The 15,043-nt window shown below is 67.5% G+C and carries 15 protein-coding genes; 6 read left to right on the plus strand and 9 right to left on the minus strand.

Annotation, left to right across the window (positions count from 1 at the left end; genetic code table 11):
• Window positions 1-73: 73 nt before the first annotated feature.
• Both AC5YGJ_RS18560 and AC5YGJ_RS18565 read right to left on the minus strand, forming a co-directional pair.
• The gene (locus AC5YGJ_RS18560; RefSeq protein ID WP_496187370.1) at window positions 74-1,039 is read right to left on the minus strand and encodes a sodium:calcium antiporter; all 966 of its coding nucleotides are present in this window, start codon (window positions 1,037-1,039) and stop codon (window positions 74-76) included.
• A 73-nt stretch (window positions 1,040-1,112) separates the two neighbouring features.
• Window positions 1,113-1,745: a hypothetical protein gene (locus AC5YGJ_RS18565; RefSeq protein WP_409460577.1), complete on the minus strand. Its 633-nt coding sequence runs from the start codon at window positions 1,743-1,745 to the stop codon at window positions 1,113-1,115.
• A 125-nt stretch (window positions 1,746-1,870) separates the two neighbouring features.
• Between AC5YGJ_RS18565 and AC5YGJ_RS18570 the strand changes: the two genes are divergently transcribed.
• Complete coding sequence (locus AC5YGJ_RS18570) at window positions 1,871-2,410, plus strand: hypothetical protein (RefSeq protein ID WP_496187371.1); 540 nt, start codon at window positions 1,871-1,873, stop codon at window positions 2,408-2,410.
• A 54-nt stretch (window positions 2,411-2,464) separates the two neighbouring features.
• On the opposite strand, the gene hmgA is transcribed toward AC5YGJ_RS18570, so the two are convergent.
• Together hmgA and hppD are read right to left on the minus strand one after the other, a co-directional pair.
• Window positions 2,465-3,772, minus strand: coding sequence for a homogentisate 1,2-dioxygenase (gene hmgA, locus AC5YGJ_RS18575; protein ID WP_496187372.1), 1,308 nt, complete (start codon window positions 3,770-3,772; stop codon window positions 2,465-2,467).
• 87 nt (window positions 3,773-3,859) lie between these two features.
• Window positions 3,860-4,972, minus strand: a complete 1,113-nt coding sequence (hppD, locus tag AC5YGJ_RS18580) for a 4-hydroxyphenylpyruvate dioxygenase (RefSeq protein WP_249842637.1) — start codon at window positions 4,970-4,972, stop codon at window positions 3,860-3,862.
• A gap of 129 nt (window positions 4,973-5,101) precedes the next feature.
• On the opposite strand from hppD, the gene AC5YGJ_RS18585 reads away from it, so the two are divergent.
• Window positions 5,102-5,596 (plus strand): MarR family winged helix-turn-helix transcriptional regulator, encoded by a 495-nt coding sequence (locus AC5YGJ_RS18585; RefSeq protein ID WP_010482680.1) that lies wholly within the window; start codon window positions 5,102-5,104, stop codon window positions 5,594-5,596.
• An 81-nt stretch (window positions 5,597-5,677) separates the two neighbouring features.
• Here the strand turns inward: AC5YGJ_RS18585 and AC5YGJ_RS18590 are convergent, their stop codons facing one another.
• From AC5YGJ_RS18590 to AC5YGJ_RS18605, 4 genes are all read right to left on the minus strand, one after another.
• Window positions 5,678-6,817, minus strand: coding sequence for a hypothetical protein (locus AC5YGJ_RS18590; protein ID WP_496187373.1), 1,140 nt, complete (start codon window positions 6,815-6,817; stop codon window positions 5,678-5,680).
• 192 nt (window positions 6,818-7,009) lie between these two features.
• Window positions 7,010-7,609, minus strand: coding sequence for a thioredoxin family protein (locus tag AC5YGJ_RS18595; protein WP_496187374.1), 600 nt, complete (start codon window positions 7,607-7,609; stop codon window positions 7,010-7,012).
• 19 nt (window positions 7,610-7,628) lie between these two features.
• Window positions 7,629-9,128, minus strand: coding sequence for a peptide MFS transporter (locus tag AC5YGJ_RS18600; protein ID WP_107232891.1), 1,500 nt, complete (start codon window positions 9,126-9,128; stop codon window positions 7,629-7,631).
• 181 nt (window positions 9,129-9,309) lie between these two features.
• A complete protein-coding gene (locus tag AC5YGJ_RS18605; protein WP_249842634.1) occupies window positions 9,310-10,185 on the minus strand; it encodes a tryptophan 2,3-dioxygenase in 876 nt (291 codons plus the stop codon).
• Window positions 10,186-10,520: 335 nt separating this feature from the next.
• Here AC5YGJ_RS18605 and pdhA point away from each other — a divergent pair, with 335 nt between their 5' ends.
• The 4 genes from pdhA to AC5YGJ_RS18625 are packed head-to-tail and all read left to right on the plus strand — an operon-like array spanning window position 10,521 to window position 14,403.
• The gene (gene pdhA / locus AC5YGJ_RS18610; protein WP_496187375.1) at window positions 10,521-11,603 is read left to right on the plus strand and encodes a pyruvate dehydrogenase (acetyl-transferring) E1 component subunit alpha; all 1,083 of its coding nucleotides are present in this window, start codon (window positions 10,521-10,523) and stop codon (window positions 11,601-11,603) included.
• Window positions 11,596-12,663, plus strand: a complete 1,068-nt coding sequence (locus AC5YGJ_RS18615; RefSeq protein WP_181358752.1) for an alpha-ketoacid dehydrogenase subunit beta — start codon at window positions 11,596-11,598, stop codon at window positions 12,661-12,663. Before pdhA ends, AC5YGJ_RS18615 begins: the two co-directional genes overlap by 8 nt.
• Before the next feature lies 1 nt (window position 12,664).
• The gene (locus AC5YGJ_RS18620; RefSeq protein ID WP_107232888.1) at window positions 12,665-13,018 is read left to right on the plus strand and encodes an SH3 domain-containing protein; all 354 of its coding nucleotides are present in this window, start codon (window positions 12,665-12,667) and stop codon (window positions 13,016-13,018) included.
• Window positions 13,015-14,403, plus strand: a complete 1,389-nt coding sequence (locus tag AC5YGJ_RS18625) for a dihydrolipoamide acetyltransferase family protein (protein WP_249842632.1) — start codon at window positions 13,015-13,017, stop codon at window positions 14,401-14,403. Before AC5YGJ_RS18620 ends, AC5YGJ_RS18625 begins: the two co-directional genes overlap by 4 nt.
• Before the next feature lie 172 nt (window positions 14,404-14,575).
• On the opposite strand, the gene AC5YGJ_RS18630 is transcribed toward AC5YGJ_RS18625, so the two are convergent.
• Entirely contained in the window at window positions 14,576-14,962 is a 387-nt protein-coding gene (locus AC5YGJ_RS18630; protein ID WP_409460580.1) for a VOC family protein, read from the minus strand.
• Window positions 14,963-15,043 lie beyond the last annotated feature (81 nt).

Genomic DNA, 15,043 nt, shown 5'->3' on the forward strand with positions numbered 1-15,043 from the left:
AACCAAGGTTGGCAGCTACCGCATCATCGCTACGTTGACCGGTAACCGCATCCACGCGTGGCGTGGATCACCGTTACAACGCCGGCGCGCCCACCAGCAGCAGCTCCAGCACGAACCAGCCGGCGAACGCGACCAGCAGGATCGCGCCTTCACCGCGGCTGATCTTCAGGTCGCCGCGCAGCATCGGGTACAGCACCAGCGCGAACGCCAGCAGTGCCGGCAGTTCCAGCCGCACGAACGAAGCCGGCAGCGCCAGCGGTTGCAGCATCGCCATCGCGCCGACCACCAGCAGCAGGTTCACCGCGCTGGATCCCAGCACATGCCCCAGCACCATGTCGCCATGCCCGCGGCGTGCGGCCGCGATGGCCGTGGCCACCTCCGGCAGCGCCGTGCCGATCGCCACCGGCAACAGGCCCACCAGCAGCGGCGTCCAACCCAGCGCGGCGCCGAAGTCCGCAGCGGCACCGACCACCAGTCGGGCGCCCCAGTACAGCGCCAGTACCGCGATCAACACCCGCAACACGTTCAATGGCAGGCTGGTGCGGCTCAGCGCGGATTCGGCAATGGCCGCCTGCACCTCGGCGCTTTCGCTGCGACCACGACGCAGCAGCAGCACCTGCATGACGATGAAGCCGGCCACCAGCACCGCGCCTTCCCAACCCACCAGCCGGCCATCCAGGCCGAACAGGATCAACAGCACGCCGGCCGCCAGCAGCGCCCCCCAGAACACCGTCTGCAGGCGTGCGCGCAGCAGCAACGGCGCCACCATGGCCGCCACGGCCAGGGTCAGGCCCAGGTTGACCACGCTGCTGCCCACCGCATTGCCCAGTGCCAGCTCGGGCTGTCCGACCGCCAATGCGCGTGCATTCACCGCCAGCTCGGGCAGCGAGGTGGTCACCCCGAGCAGCAGCAGGCCTGCGGTGAAGGGCGTGGCCCCGAAGCGTTGGGCCAGGCCGGACACCGCCTTGACGATGGAGTCCCCGCCCAGTGCCAGCAGCAGCAGGCCAAGCAGGAACCAGGCAATGGCAATGGCGATCATCGAGCACTCCCCCAGCGGTCGTGGCGCGATTCTACGCTGGGCCCAGCCGCGTGGCAGGGCCGTGGATCAAGGATCAGCCACAGCCTTCGGCATAATCGACCTGCGGAGTGCGACCGACCCGCCAGGCGCCGACCCGGCCATCGGCACCGAGCGCGAAGTCGATCACCGCCGCGCCCTCCTGCGCCGGGCGCACGCGCAGGTGCTGGGCCTTCTCATCGTACTTGTCGGGGCCAACGTCGGCGCGCTCGGGATACAGCACCTGCAGTTCGCCCAACGTCATGCCGACCTTGCCACCGCCCGGCGCGGTGATCGCCGCGCTGCGCACGTCATAGCGCACCAGCTTGCGGGCCTCGATCATCAGGCGCGGATCCTCGGCGCCCTGCGGGCGCAGGAAGTAGCAGCCGTCATTGCTGTCGTCGGCCGGCAATGGCTTGCCGGCGGCGTCGGTACCCAGCCCCTGCAGCGGCGTGCCGAAGCCACTGCGGACCTCGGCGATGCCGGCGCCGAGCGTTGCACCGCCGTAGCCATCCAGCCGCGCAGGGCTGTCGGTGCGGGGATCGGCCGGCGATCGGGTCGCCAGATCGGCATCGGCCGCTGCAGTGGGCGGCGCCGTGCCTTTGGCCGGGGCCTCAGCGGGTGTTTCAGGCGCACGGCCGCAGGCGGCGAGCGAAAGGAGCAGAAGACCAGCAAGTGGAAGATGCTTCATCGGTGCGGTTCCCTGGCACGTGGTTGGCTGCACGCTAGCGCAGCGCGCGTGCAGGCGCTGCATTGTCATCGCCGTTTCATCGCCTTCGTTCAGGCTCGGCGTGCACCGACTTGGCTGTCCCTTCCATGCAACCGCGCAAGACCGATCTCGCCCGAACCGCGCTGCAGGCCCATCGCGCGCCGCTGGACATGCGCCAGCGGCGGCTGCTGATCCTGTGCGATGGCCAGCGCAGCATCGCCGAACTGACCGGCCTGCTCGGGCAGGAAGCGCCCGCGATGGTCATCCAGCTGGTGCAGGCAGGGTACCTGAGCACCGGCCCGGCAGCGGCGGCCCCCTCCCCCCCAGCCGTTGCCGAGCCGGCCAGGGCCGCACCGGCGCAGGTGACGGCAGCGCCCGCCGCCCCGCCAGTCGAACGCCGCCGCTCGCTGGTGGCCGCACGCATCTATGTGCTGGGCATCCTGGAGATGCAGCGCCACCCGCAGGCAGCGGCGCTGTTCCGCGACCTGCAGCAGGCACGCGCGGAAGACGAGGTGGTGCAGCGGCTGCATTCGGCGATGCGGATGCTGCCCGGGCTGACCTCGGACGGCTATTGCCAGCGCGTGCGGCAGCGCCTGCTGGAGGCATTGCCCTTGGAGCATTGCGACGCGTTCGCCGAGGTGGCGTAAGCGCAGGTTCCGGCGGAAAGCATCCGTGCCGACCAACGGTCGGCATCCACCCACCTAGCGGGTCGGCCGGAAATTGTTGCGCAGGCCGTTCCAGCACTGCTGGTAATCGCCCTGGCGATGGCCGGCAGCCAGCGCCTGCGCGGTCGGGCGGATCACCCCGCGGGTCTCGAACATGAAGGCCATCGTGTCCTTGATCACGTCGGCCTTGGACAGATCGGCATTGGACGCCTTGTCGAAGGTCGGTGCATCCGGACCGTGGCCGCTCATGCAGTTGTGCAGCGAGGCGCCGCCCGGCACGAAGCCTTCGGCCTTGGCGTCGTAGGCGCCATGCACCAGGCCCATGAACTCGCTGGCGATGTTGCGGTGGAACCACGGCGGGCGGAACGTGTTCTGCGCCACCAGCCAGCGCGGCGGGAAGATCGCGAAATCCATGTTGCTGGTGCCCGGCGTGTCGCTGGGCGAATGCAGCACCAGGAAGATCGACGGGTCCGGGTGGTCGTAGCTGATCGAGCCGATGGTGTTGAAGCGGCGCAGGTCGTAGCGGTACGGCGCGTAGTTGCCGTGCCAGGCCACCACGTCCAGTGGCGAATGGTCGATCGGCGCACGCCACAGCCGGCCTTCGAACTTGGCGATCAGTTCGAAGTCGCCATCCACATCCTCGAACGCCGCATGCGGGGTCTCGAAGTCGCGCGGATTGGCCAGGCCGTTGGAGCCGATCGGGCCCAGGTCGGGCAGCTTCAGCAGCGCACCGTAGTTCTCGCAGATGTAGCCGCGGCTCGGGCCATCGGGCAGTTCGACGCGGAAGCGCACGCCACGCGGAATCACCGCGATCTGCTGCGGCTCGATCTCGATCACGCCCAGCTCGGTCAGCAGGCGCAGCGCGCCCAGCTGCGGCACGATCAGCAGTTCGCCATCGGCGTTGTAGAAGTAGCGGCCGACCATGTCGCGGTTGGCGGCATACAAATGGATGCCGACACCGGCATGCGCGTCAGGCGAGCCGTTGCCACCCATCGTGTACAGGCCTTCGACGAAGTCGGTCGGCAGTTCCGGCAACGGCAGCGGGCTCCAGCGCAGCTGGTTGGGCGAGGCCGGCTGTGCGCCGAAATCGCACTGCAGCTGCGACTGCGCGAACGGGGTGAACTCGCCATGGGTCACCGCCGGGCGGATCCGGTACAGCCAGCTGCGGCGGTTGCTGCCACGCGGCGCGGTGAACGCGGTACCGGTCAACTGTTCGGCGTACAGGCCGTGGGCTACCTTCTGCGGCGAGTTCTGCCCGACCGGCAGCGCGCCGGCAACGGCCTCGGTGGCGAATTCGTTGCCGAAACCGGACTGGTAGCCGCGGGCGGTGATGGCGGTGGACATGGGGGCTCCTGAGATTGCCGGCCGGCGGCCGGCACTACCATTCAAGCAGGCAATGCCGGCGGGAGGCCGACATTGCCCGTGCAGACCTTACAGCACGCCGCGGCGGATCTGGTCGCGCTCGATGCTCTCAAACAGCGCGGTGAAGTTGCCTTCGCCGAAGCCTTCGTTGCCCTTGCGCTGGATGATCTCGAAGAAGATCGGGCCGATGCAGTTCTGGGTGAAGATCTGCAGCAGCTTGCGCTGGTGGGTTTCCGGGTCGGCGTCGATCAGGATCTTGTTCTTCGCCAGGCGCGCGACGTCTTCACCATGGTTCGGCACGCGCTGGTCGATCACGTCGAAGTAGGTCTCCGGCGTGTCGAGGAAGTCCACGCCCTGCGCGCGCATGGCCTCAACGGTCTCGTAGATGTTGTCGGTGAAGCAGGCGATGTGCTGGATGCCCTCGCCCTTGTACGCGTCCAGGTACTCGTTGATCTGGCTCTTCGGGTCGGACGATTCGTTCAGCGGGATGCGCACGATGCCATCCGGGGCGGTCATCGCCTTGGACACCAGGCCGGTCTTGAGGCCCTTGATGTCGAAGTAGCGGATCTCGCGGAAGTTGAACAGTCGCTCGTAGTAGTCCGACCACTGCTGCATGTTGCCGAAGTACAGGTTGTGGGTCAGGTGGTCGATGAAGGTCAGGCCGAAGCCGAACGGGTGCAGGTCGGCGCCGGCGATCGGCTCGTAGTCGCCGTCGAAGATGCTGCCGGCCGCACCGTAGCGGTCCACCAGGTACAGCATGCAGTCGCCGATACCCTTGATGACCGGGGCGTTGACCGCCTTGCTGTCCGGCTTGAAGGCGACCGCTTCGGCGCCGTTGCCCAGCGCAGTCTGGTAGACCTCCTGGCCCGGCTTCTTGAAGCGGATGGCGAAGCCACAGGCGCAGGGGCCGTGCTTCTCGGCGAAGTCGGCGGCGAACGAATCGGGGTCTTCATTGACCAGGAAGTTGACGTCGCCCTGGCGATAGACGGTAATCGGACGCTGCTTGTGCTTGAGCACCGCGCTGAAGCCCATCTTCCGGAAGTACGCGTGCAACTCCTGGCCACGGCCGGCGGGGGCGGCGAATTCGACGAACTCGAAGCCGTCGATGCCCATCGGGTTCTCGAAGGTGGTGACCTGCATGCCGGGGTTGGGGTGCGAGGTGGTCGGGACTGCGGTATTCATGGCGTGGCTCCGAATCGGTACCGCATCGGTACAAACCAGGTGCGGGCAGGTTGGGACCCGGCGAGAATGCAGGGTCTGGACCTCCCCCTTATAGTTACAGTTGAAACCACCAGCAAGGTGCACCGCAACATGAGCCCCGCCGATCCCGCCTCGACCCGCCTGCGTGCCTCGCACGTCCTGCTCGACCTGGAACAGTTCCTGCCCTACCGGCTGAGCGTGCTGTCCAACCGGGTCAGCGGCAACATCGCCAAGCTATACGGTGATCGTTACGGTCTGGCGATTCCCGAATGGCGGGTCATCACCATCCTGGCGCTGTACCCGGGTTCCTCGGCCAGCGAGGTCTCCGACCGCACGGCGATGGACAAGGTGGCGGTCAGCCGCGCCGTGGCCCGCCTGCTGGAGCGCGGCTTCATCAAGCGCGAGACCCACGGCGATGACCGCCGCCGCTCGGTGCTGGCGCTGTCGGCGGCCGGCTTCGAGGTGTACGAGACCATCGCACCGATGGTGATCGAGATCACCCGCAAGCTGATGTCGGTGCTGAGCGAGGAGGAGGAGCAGCTGCTGGAGAAGCTGATCCTGCGCCTGGCCGGCGATGGTCTGGAGCGGATGGGCGAAGGGGTGTGAGTGAAAAAGGGGACGGAGGGGATTAAGTCGTTTCAAGCACACCTGTGCTGATTGCGGCTTAATCCCCTCCGTCCCCTTTTTTCAGCTCAGATGCTTGCGCCGTGCGTGGATCCACGGCACCGCCAGCGCCGCGATGGCGCCGCCGGCGAAGCCGAGCGAGGCGGCAACCGTGGCCGCTTCGACCGCCCCCGGCAACGCCAGGGCCGCAGCCACCAGCAGCAGCGACGGCAGGCCGACGAAGGTGCCCAGGAAGAAGTGCCAGCGCGGCGACCAGGTGTTGAGCTGCAGCAGGCTGACCGGCTGCCAGGCCTCCGAGGCGGCGTCCTCGGCGATCTTCGCCACCGCCTTGCCCAGGTCCACTTCGGGCAGCGCGCGCCCCAGTCGCGCGGCGGCCAGCAGTTCGGCCACCGCGTCCACCGGCGGGAACGTGGTCGGCCACGCCACCGGCGCCGGCACGCCATAGGCAGTCAGCAGCGGTACGCTCAGCCACGGTGCCACCAGCGGCCGCATGCGGCGGCGGCCATGCACGCACCAGATCTGCCGCTGGCCGAGCGCAGTGACGCTGTACAGCGCCAGTTCGCTGGCCGGCGGATACCCCAGCATGGTCACCCGCGCGGCCAGGCTGTCCTGCCCCATCGCGCGCAGGAAGCCCGGCCGGCTGCGCCCTTCCTGCATCCACGCCAGGCCCAGCGCACCGACCAGGTAGGCTTCTGCCACGTCCTTGCTGCCGGCGGTGGCGCGCTCGTCGCTGGCCAGGTACCACGCCAGCGATTTCGGTTCGGACACATCGGCCAGGCCCCAGCGGCTGTCGTCGCCCAGCACATGACGCACCGGCAGGCGCGCCGGAGCGGTCTCGCCGCGCTCGCCCGGCTGCAGGAAGGGCAGCACGCCCTGGATGAAGGTGGACAGTTCGATCGCACGCACGCCGTGGCCCTGCCATTCCGGCGGCAGCAGGCCGGCCAGCTGACCCTCGGCGGCCAATGCGTCCAGTCGCGATTTCTGCTCCACCAGTTTCTGCACCGCGCCCTTCAGCACTGCGTTGTCGGGCAGCGCGATCTGCGGCAGGCGGTGGCGTGGCGGCGCCAGTTCAACGGTGCCTTCGCCAGTGCCGGCGTCATCCAGCAGCGCTTCCTGCGGCGGCAGGGTCACGCCCTCGCCTGCTCCGGCCTCGGCCAGCTCACTGGCGGGTTCGGGCAATCGTTCGGCGTGGTCGCTGTGCATGGGCGTTCCGGTAGGGGGCATCGACGGGATGTCGACTGAGGTCCTTGCCGGTAACGGCGAGCGCGTCGCGAAGTTGAGATGCCGATTCAGGGAGTGTGACGGCGCGCGCAGTAGAGGCACGCGAGGCGTGGATGTGCCTCAATGCCGACCAACGGTCGGCACCCACCAGAGCATGCCGGCCAGCGGCCGGCACTACCGGTCAGGTGCCCATTGCTTGAGGAAGGCACTCACCCGCGCGGGCTGGAACGCTTCGCCCCGGCGCAACTCAGCGGTGGCCTGCGAGACCAGCAGGCCGCCGTCGGCATCCAGCACCAGCAGGTGCGGATAGTCGCGCTCCATCACCGGGAACTGGGCGAAGAAGGCGGTGTTGGGTTGTTCGTCACTGACATTGACCTTCACCCACACGTAGTGGGCATCGCGGAAGCGGCGCAGGTCGCCGTTGCCTTCCACGATCTCATCCAGCGCGTGGCAACGGTCGCAGGCGGCGTTGCCGACCTCCAGCAGGATGCGCTTCTTGCCGCGCTGGGCTTCCACCTTGGCGGTGGCCAGGTCGTCGGCGGGGTTGCGGGCCGGGTCGAACTGCGCGCCGAGCCCGGCGATGGCGGCGATGTCCGCCGCCACCGGGGTGTTGCCCGAGGCCACCGGTTCGCTGGGGTCAGCGACCGGTGGCTCGGTGGGTCGGGTATCCAGAGGCTGCGTGGGCTCGGCGGCGGCAGGCGGTTGCGGTTGGGAACAGGCGCCGATCAGCGCCGCACAGACCACCACCATTGCACCACCGAGCTTCATGCGCATGCCTTCTACCCTCTCATCATCATTTGACGCCGTGCATCAGCTTGTTGATCAGCGGGGCGATCAGGAACAGCACCACGCCGGAGCCGATCAGGGCCCAGAACCCGAAGGTATACCCCTTCAGGGCCGACTCGACCGTCATGCCGCCTTCACCACTGACCACGCCGGCGAAGATGCCCGACAGGTTGTTGCCGATGCCGGTGGACAGGAACCAGCCGCCCATGCCGAAGCCGACCAGGCGCACCGGGGCCAGCTTGGTCACCATCGACAGGCCGATCGGCGACAGGCACAGCTCGCCCACCGACTGGATGACGTAGACCATGAACAGGGTCCAGAACGGAATCTTGCCGTCCACGACCATCTGCGACAGGGCGTACATCAGCAGGGCGAAGGCGGCGCCATTGAACAGCAGGCCCAGGCCGAACTTGCGCGGGATGGACGGATTGGCGCGGCCCAGGGCCACCCAGATCCAGGCGATGACCGGCGCCAGGGTGATGATCGCCACCGAATTGACCGACTGGAACCACGCGGTCGGGAAGGTCCAGTCACCCATCTGGCGGTTGACGATGTTCTCGGCCAGGAAGGTGAACGAGCTGCCGGCCTGTTCGAAGAACATCCAGAACATCACGTTGAAGGCGAAGATGATCAGCATGGCGATCACGCGGTCGCGCTGCACCTTGCCCTCGCGGATGCCCTCCACCAGCAGCAGGATGGCCAGCGCGGTGAACATCGCACCCAGGATCCAGGCCAGCGCGGTAGCGCCGGTGGCCAGCAGGAAGTAGGCCACCGGAATGGCGATCACGGCACCGACCAGCACCATGATGATGCGGCCGAAACCTTCGGCGCCGGCCGGCGGTGCGCCGATGCCCTTCAGGCCGGCACGACCGATGTAGAACCACACCAGCGAGATCAGCATGCCCACGCCCGAGGCGATGAACACCACCTTGTACGACGGCATTTCCGAGGTACCGAACACCTTGCGGGCCAGGTACTCGGTCAGCACCGGGGCGATCATCGCGCCGATGTTGATGCCCATGTAGAAGATGGTGAAGCCCGAATCGCGGCGCTCATCCTTCAGCCCGTACAGCTTGCCGACCATGGTCGAGATGTTGGGCTTGAACAGGCCGTTGCCGACGATGATCGTGGCCAGGCCGAGCTTGAAGATGTGCTCCTGCGGCAGCGAGATCATGAACAGGCCAGCGGCCATGATGATCGCGCCGGTCAGGATCGAACGCTGGTACCCCAGCACCCGGTCGGCGACGTAGCCACCGAAGATGGCCGCGGCGTACACCAGCGCCAGATAGGCGCCGTAGATGCGGCTGGCGTCGCCCTCACCGGCGGCGTTGCCGCTGTAGAACTGGGAGACGATGTACAGCACCAAGGCCCAGCGGATGCCGTAGAACGCAAAGCGCTCCCAGAACTCGGTCATGAACAGCATCCACAACGGGCGCGGGTGGCCCAGCGTGGTCTTGAAGTCCGGCAGCGCCGGCTCCGGGGTGTTCGCAGTGGCGTTTACGCTCATGCGGGTTTCCTGGTTCGGTGGATGACGAGCACGTCCGATGTGCAGTTGAAGCAACGCGCGAGGATCACCGACTTGTGGCGTTCACGTCAAATACACGCCGTTTGAGGCAGGTGCCCACCTGCTCGCTGAACTTGCATCTGAAACGATCCAGCCACCTGCCGGGGTCCAAGCTGAATACGGGTCAGCCCCGTTCTGCCGGGGGCGCGGCCTGCAGGGTGGTGCGCACCTGGAACAGCTCGGGGAAGAAGGTCAGCTCCAGCGCCTGGCGCAGGAAGCCCACCCCGGACGAGCCGCCCGTGCCGCGCTTGAAGCCGATCACCCGCATCACCGTACGCATGTGGCGGAAGCGCCAGAGCTGGAAGGCGGTCTCCAGGTCCACCAGGTCTTCGCACAGCGAGTATTCGCGCCAGTAGCGGTCGGTGTCCTGGTAGATGCGCTCGAACACCGGCTGCAGGGCGTCGTCGGCCACATGCGGCTGGGTCCAGTCGTGGGTTTCGTACACCACCGGCACGGCATGGCCGAAGCGGGCCAGGTACTTGAGGAATTCCTCGTACAGGCTCGGCGCCTCCAGCACGGTGCGCAGCTGCGCCTGCCCGGCCGGGTCGTGCTCGAACACCTGCAGCATCTGCGCGTTCTTGTTGCCCAGCAGGAACTCGATGTAGCGGTACTGCAGCGACTGGAAACCCGAGGATGGGCCCAGCACGTCGCGGAAACCCATGTATTCGGAGGGGGTCAGCGTTTCCAGCACAGACCACTGCTCGGTCAGCTGGCGCAGCACCTGCTTGCTGCGCGCCAGCACCTTGCGGCACTGCCAGACTTCATCGCGCTGCAGGAAGCCGATCGCCGCACGCAGCTCGTGACCCAGCAGCTTCAGCCACAGCTCCGAGGTCTGGTGCTGGATGATGAACAGCATCTCGTCGTGGTGCGGCGGGTTGGACAGCGGCTGCTGCGCGCTCAGCAGCTGGTCCAGCCGCAGGTAGCCGCCGTAGGTCAGGCGCCCGTGCAGATCGGTGTGGATGCCGGCTTCGAGGTCGCGTTGGTTGTTGTCGACGGACATGGGTGGGACCAGATCAGGGGCGGCAAGGGTAGCGCGTTGCCGCCGCGCTGGCAGCCGCCGGGTCCATACCGGGGCGTGCGGTTGGCCGTGGAGCATCGGCCGATGCCGGGGCTGCGCGTGGAACCGATCAGGGCGTTGCGCTGGCGGTCAGCCAGAGGCGTATTCTGATGCTTTGCAGCAACGACTGAATACGTTGTTGTTATTGGCCCCCCACCCGCCGGCAGGGGTAAAACGGGGAATCGCCGTGTTGCGGCGCAGGAAGGCTATTCCGTACGCGTTCCTTAACATGGCGATTCATATCATTTGTAACTTCTCTGTCGAAGGTGCAGTACGCAATGACGGTTGCCGCTGAATTCAAGATCGAATACCTGCAGTACCTGGACGCGGACGGCAAGCTCGTCCGCGATGACCTGCCCGCGTCGCTGCGCGACCCCAAGGTCCTGGTACCGCTGTTCAAGCAGATGCTGTTCGTACGCACGTTCGACAGCAAGTCCATCGCGCTGCAGCGCACCGGCAAGCTCGGCACCTATGCCGCCTGCCTGGGCCACGAAGCGGCGCACGTGGGCATCGGCGCTGCGATGCAGAAGGACGACGTGTTCGCCCCTTCGTACCGCGAGTACGGCGCGATGTTCATGCGTGGCGTGCGCCCGCACGACGTGCTGATGTACTGGGGCGGCGACGAGCGCGGCAACGACTACGGTGGCAACGCGGCCAAGGACTTCCCGTTCTGCGTGCCGATCTCCACCCAGTGCCTGCACGCCGCAGGTGCCGCGCTGAAGTTCAAGCTCAACAAGGAAGCGCAGATCGCCGTGGCGGTGTGCGGTGACGGTGGCAGCTCCAAGACCGACTTCTACGCAGCGCTGAACTCGGCTGGCGCCTACAAGCTGCCGCTGATCCTGTGCATCGTCAACAACGGCTGGGCCATCTCGGTTCCGCGTTCGGCCCAGACCGGTGCCGAGACGCTGGCGCAGAAGGGCCTGGCCGGCGGCCTGCACTGCCTGCAGGTGGATGGCAACGATCTGATTGCGGTGCTGGCGGCGATGGAACAGGCGCGCGAACGTGCGCTGGCTGGCGACGGTGGCACCGTGCTGGAACTGATGACCTACCGCCTGTCCGACCACACCACCGCCGATGACGCGCGCCGCTACCGTGACGATGCCGAGGTGAAGGATGCCTGGCAGCGCGAACCGATGCTGCGCCTGCGCAAGTACCTGATCAACGCCGGTGTGTGGAGCGAAGAAGAAGAATCCGCCTGGGTTGCCGAGTGCGGCACGCGCGTGGACGAGGAAGTGAACCTGTACCTCAACACGCCGGTGCAGCCGGTCGAGGCGATGTTCGATTTCCTGTATGCCGATCCGCCGCCGGACCTGCTGGCCCAGCGTGCCCAGGCGATCGCCCTGGAGAAGCGCCATGGATGAGATCAAGAACGGCGCGCCCGGCGCGCACACCAACGCCGCCGACAGCGCAGCCATCGCGCGCGGAGAAGAAAGCATGACCACCACGCCGATCACCCTCATCGAAGCCATCACCCAGGCCTTGGCCTGGGAGCTGGAGCATGATCCGTCGGTGCTGGTGCTGGGCGAGGACGTGGGCGTCAACGGCGGCGTGTTCCGCGCCACCGCCGGCCTGCAGCAGCGCTTCGGCGCTGAGCGCATCCTCGACACCCCGCTGGATGAAACCACCATCGCCGGCCTGACCATTGGTCTTGCCGCGCAGGGCATGAAGCCGGTGGCCGAGGCCCAGTTCGACGGTTTCATGTATCCGATGGTCGACCATATCGTCTGCCACGCCGCACGCCTGCGTTACCGCACCCGTGGCCGCCTGCACTGCCCGATGGTGCTGCGCGTGCCGTGGGGCGGCGGCATCCGCGCGCCGGAACACCACAGCGAAGCCAACGAGGCGATCTTCACCAACGTGCCGGGCCTGCGCGTGGTGCTGCCGTCCTCGCCGCAGCGTGCCTATGGCCTGCTGCTGGCCGCGATCCGCGAACCGGATCCGGTGATCTACATGGAGCCCAAGCGCATCTATCGCCAGTACAAGGAAGTGGTCGTCAACGACGGCGAAGCGTTGCCGCTGGACGTCTGCTTCGTGCTGCGCGACGGCACCGACGTGACCCTGGTGACCTGGGGCGCGCAGGTGAAGGAAGCACTGGAAGCGGCCGACAAGCTGGCCGGCGAAGGCATCAGTGCCGAAGTCATCGACGTGGCCACGCTGCGTCCGCTGGACTTCGCCACCATCGCCGAATCGGTGGCCAAGACCGGCCGCTGCGTGATCGTGCAGGAGGCGCCGAAGACCGCGGGCTTCGGCGCCGAGATCGCCGCGCGCCTGGCTGAGGAATCGATCTACGACCTGCTGGCCCCGGTCGAGCGCGTCACTGGCTACGACACCCACATTCCGCTGTTCCGCCTGGAAATGAAGTACCTGCCGAGCGTTGAGCGGATCGTGGCGGCGGCCAAGCGCGCGGTGGCGGCCGGCTGACATGCGGGCCCGCCTTCTGGGGGCTTACCGCAGCCAGTATCCCAACCCGCTCCGGTTCCGCGCCGGCCAGATCGTCGAAGTCGGTGTACGTGACGAGGAATGGCCGGCGTTTGCCTGGGTACGCACCAACGATGGGCGCGCTGGATGGGCGCCCATCGCTTGGCTGCAGCTGCTGGACGAGGGTCGCGCCGAAGCCCTGTGCGACTACGACGCCCGCGAGCTGGATGTGGAAAGTGGCGAGATGGTGAAGCTTCATCACGAACACGGTGGGTGGTGGTGGTCCGAGCGCGCCAATGGCGCGACGGGCTGGCTGCCGGCCCGCGAACTGGAACTGCTGGAAGAGAACTGCAAATGAGCCAGACCAAGAACTTCAACCTGCCCGACCTGGGCGAAGGCCTGCCGGACGCGACCATCGTCGAGTGGTTCGTCAAGGAAGGCGATGTGATCAAGCTGGACGAGCCGCTGGTCTCGATGGAGACCGCCAAGGCCGTCGTCGAAGTGCCCTCGCCGTTCTCCGGCAAGGTGCTGAAGCTGTCCGGCGGCGCCGGCGACATCATCCCGACCGGCTCGGTGCTGGCCAGCTTCGAACTGGACCCGAACCTGCCGCAGCGCGCTGATGGCCAGGACACCGGCCACAGCCACGGCCATGCCGCGCCGGCCACCGCACCGACTCCGCCGCCGCTGCCGACCGCTGCCGCCCCGGTGGCTGCCGCAGAAGCCAAGCCGGTTGCCGCCGAGCGTGATGACGCCGGCACCGTGGTTGGCGCGATGCAGAGCTCCAACGCCGTGCACGCCGAGCAGGCGCTGGCCGTCGGCGGCGTCAAGGCCGTGCCGGCCGTGCGTGCGATGGCGCGCAAGCTGGGCGTGGACCTGAGCCGCGTGCCTGCCACCGGCACCGATGGCGCGGTGACCATGGCCGACGTCAAGCAGGCCGCCGCCAACGGCACCGCCAAGCTCGGCGCTGCGCCGGCGCCGGTCGCTGCCGCCGCGTATGCCGCCCCGGCCCCGGCGCAGGTGTCTGCCCCGGTGCAGAGCGAAGCCCGCACCCCGCTGTCTGCCGCCGGCAAGCCGATGCGCACCCAGCCGCCGGGCGTGGTCGCCAAGGGCCAGCCGGAGCCGCTGAAGGGCGTGCGCCGCAATATGGCCCGCGTCATGGCCGATGCGCACAGCAAGGTCGTGCCGACCACGCTGAACGACGACGCCGACATCCATGCCTGGCTGCCGGGCAACGACGTCACCGCACGCCTGGTGCGTTCGATCGTGGTGGCCGCGCAGAAGGTGCCGGCGATGAACGCCTGGTTCGACGGTGAAGCGCTGACCCGCACCCTGCACGCCCAGGTGGACATCGGCATCGCCGTGGACACCGACGATGGCCTGTTCGTGCCCGCGCTGCGCAATGCCGACATGCTCGATGCGCGTGGCATCCGCGAGGGCGTGAACCGCCTGCGCGAGCAGGTCGAATCGCGTTCGATCGCTGCCTCGGAACTGAGCGGCTACACCATCTCGCTGTCCAACTTCGGCATGTTCGCCGGCCGCTACGCGACCCCGGTCGTGGTGCCGCCGTGCGTGGCCATCGTCGGTGCCGGCCGTGCCCGCCACCAGATGACCCCGGTGATGGGCGGCGTGGAAGCGCACAAGGTGATCCCGCTGTCGGTCACCTTCGACCACCGCGCGGCGACGGGCGGCGAGGCCGCACGCTTCCTGCGCGCGATGATGGACGACCTGGCGCTGGCCAGCTGATCGCCCCCCCCTCTGAAACACAGGAAACGCCGGGCAATGCCCGGCGTTTTTTTGTGCGCGCTCTACTGTAGAGCCGAGCCGTGCCCGGCTGCCTTTTACCTCCATCCACGCATGGCGTGAATCTACTGAAACGCAAGCCGAGCATCGGCTCTGCTCTACAGAACGCATGCGATCAATCGCGGGCGACCATTCCCTCGGCACGGCTGTAGACACGCAGGCGATGGCCATCCGGGTCGGCACCGACGAAGGTGTGGCCAAACTCCAGCGTCACCGGCGCCTGCAGGATCTGCACACCGAGGGCGCGCCACGCGTCGTGCATCTGCTGCACGGCATCAGGGTTGGCCACCACCATCGCCAGTTCGGCGGCGCCGGCCTGTGCGGACACCGACGGTTGCACGTCGTCACGCTGCCACAGGCCCAAGGCAGCGCCATCGCCAAGCAGGAACAGGGCAAAGCCCGGCGACTGCTCGACCGGTGGCGTGCCGAGGATGCCTCTGTAGAAGGTGGCGCTGGCGGCAACGTCGCGCACGTATTGCAGCAGGGTGCTGGGCGTGAACATGGGAAGGCTCCGTGGTTGGGAGCGTTCATGATGGAACGGCCCTGCTGACAGTTTCTGTCAGTAGCGTCGAGCTTGCTCGAC

This window comes from Stenotrophomonas sp. CS3K5, from assembly GCF_059515225.1.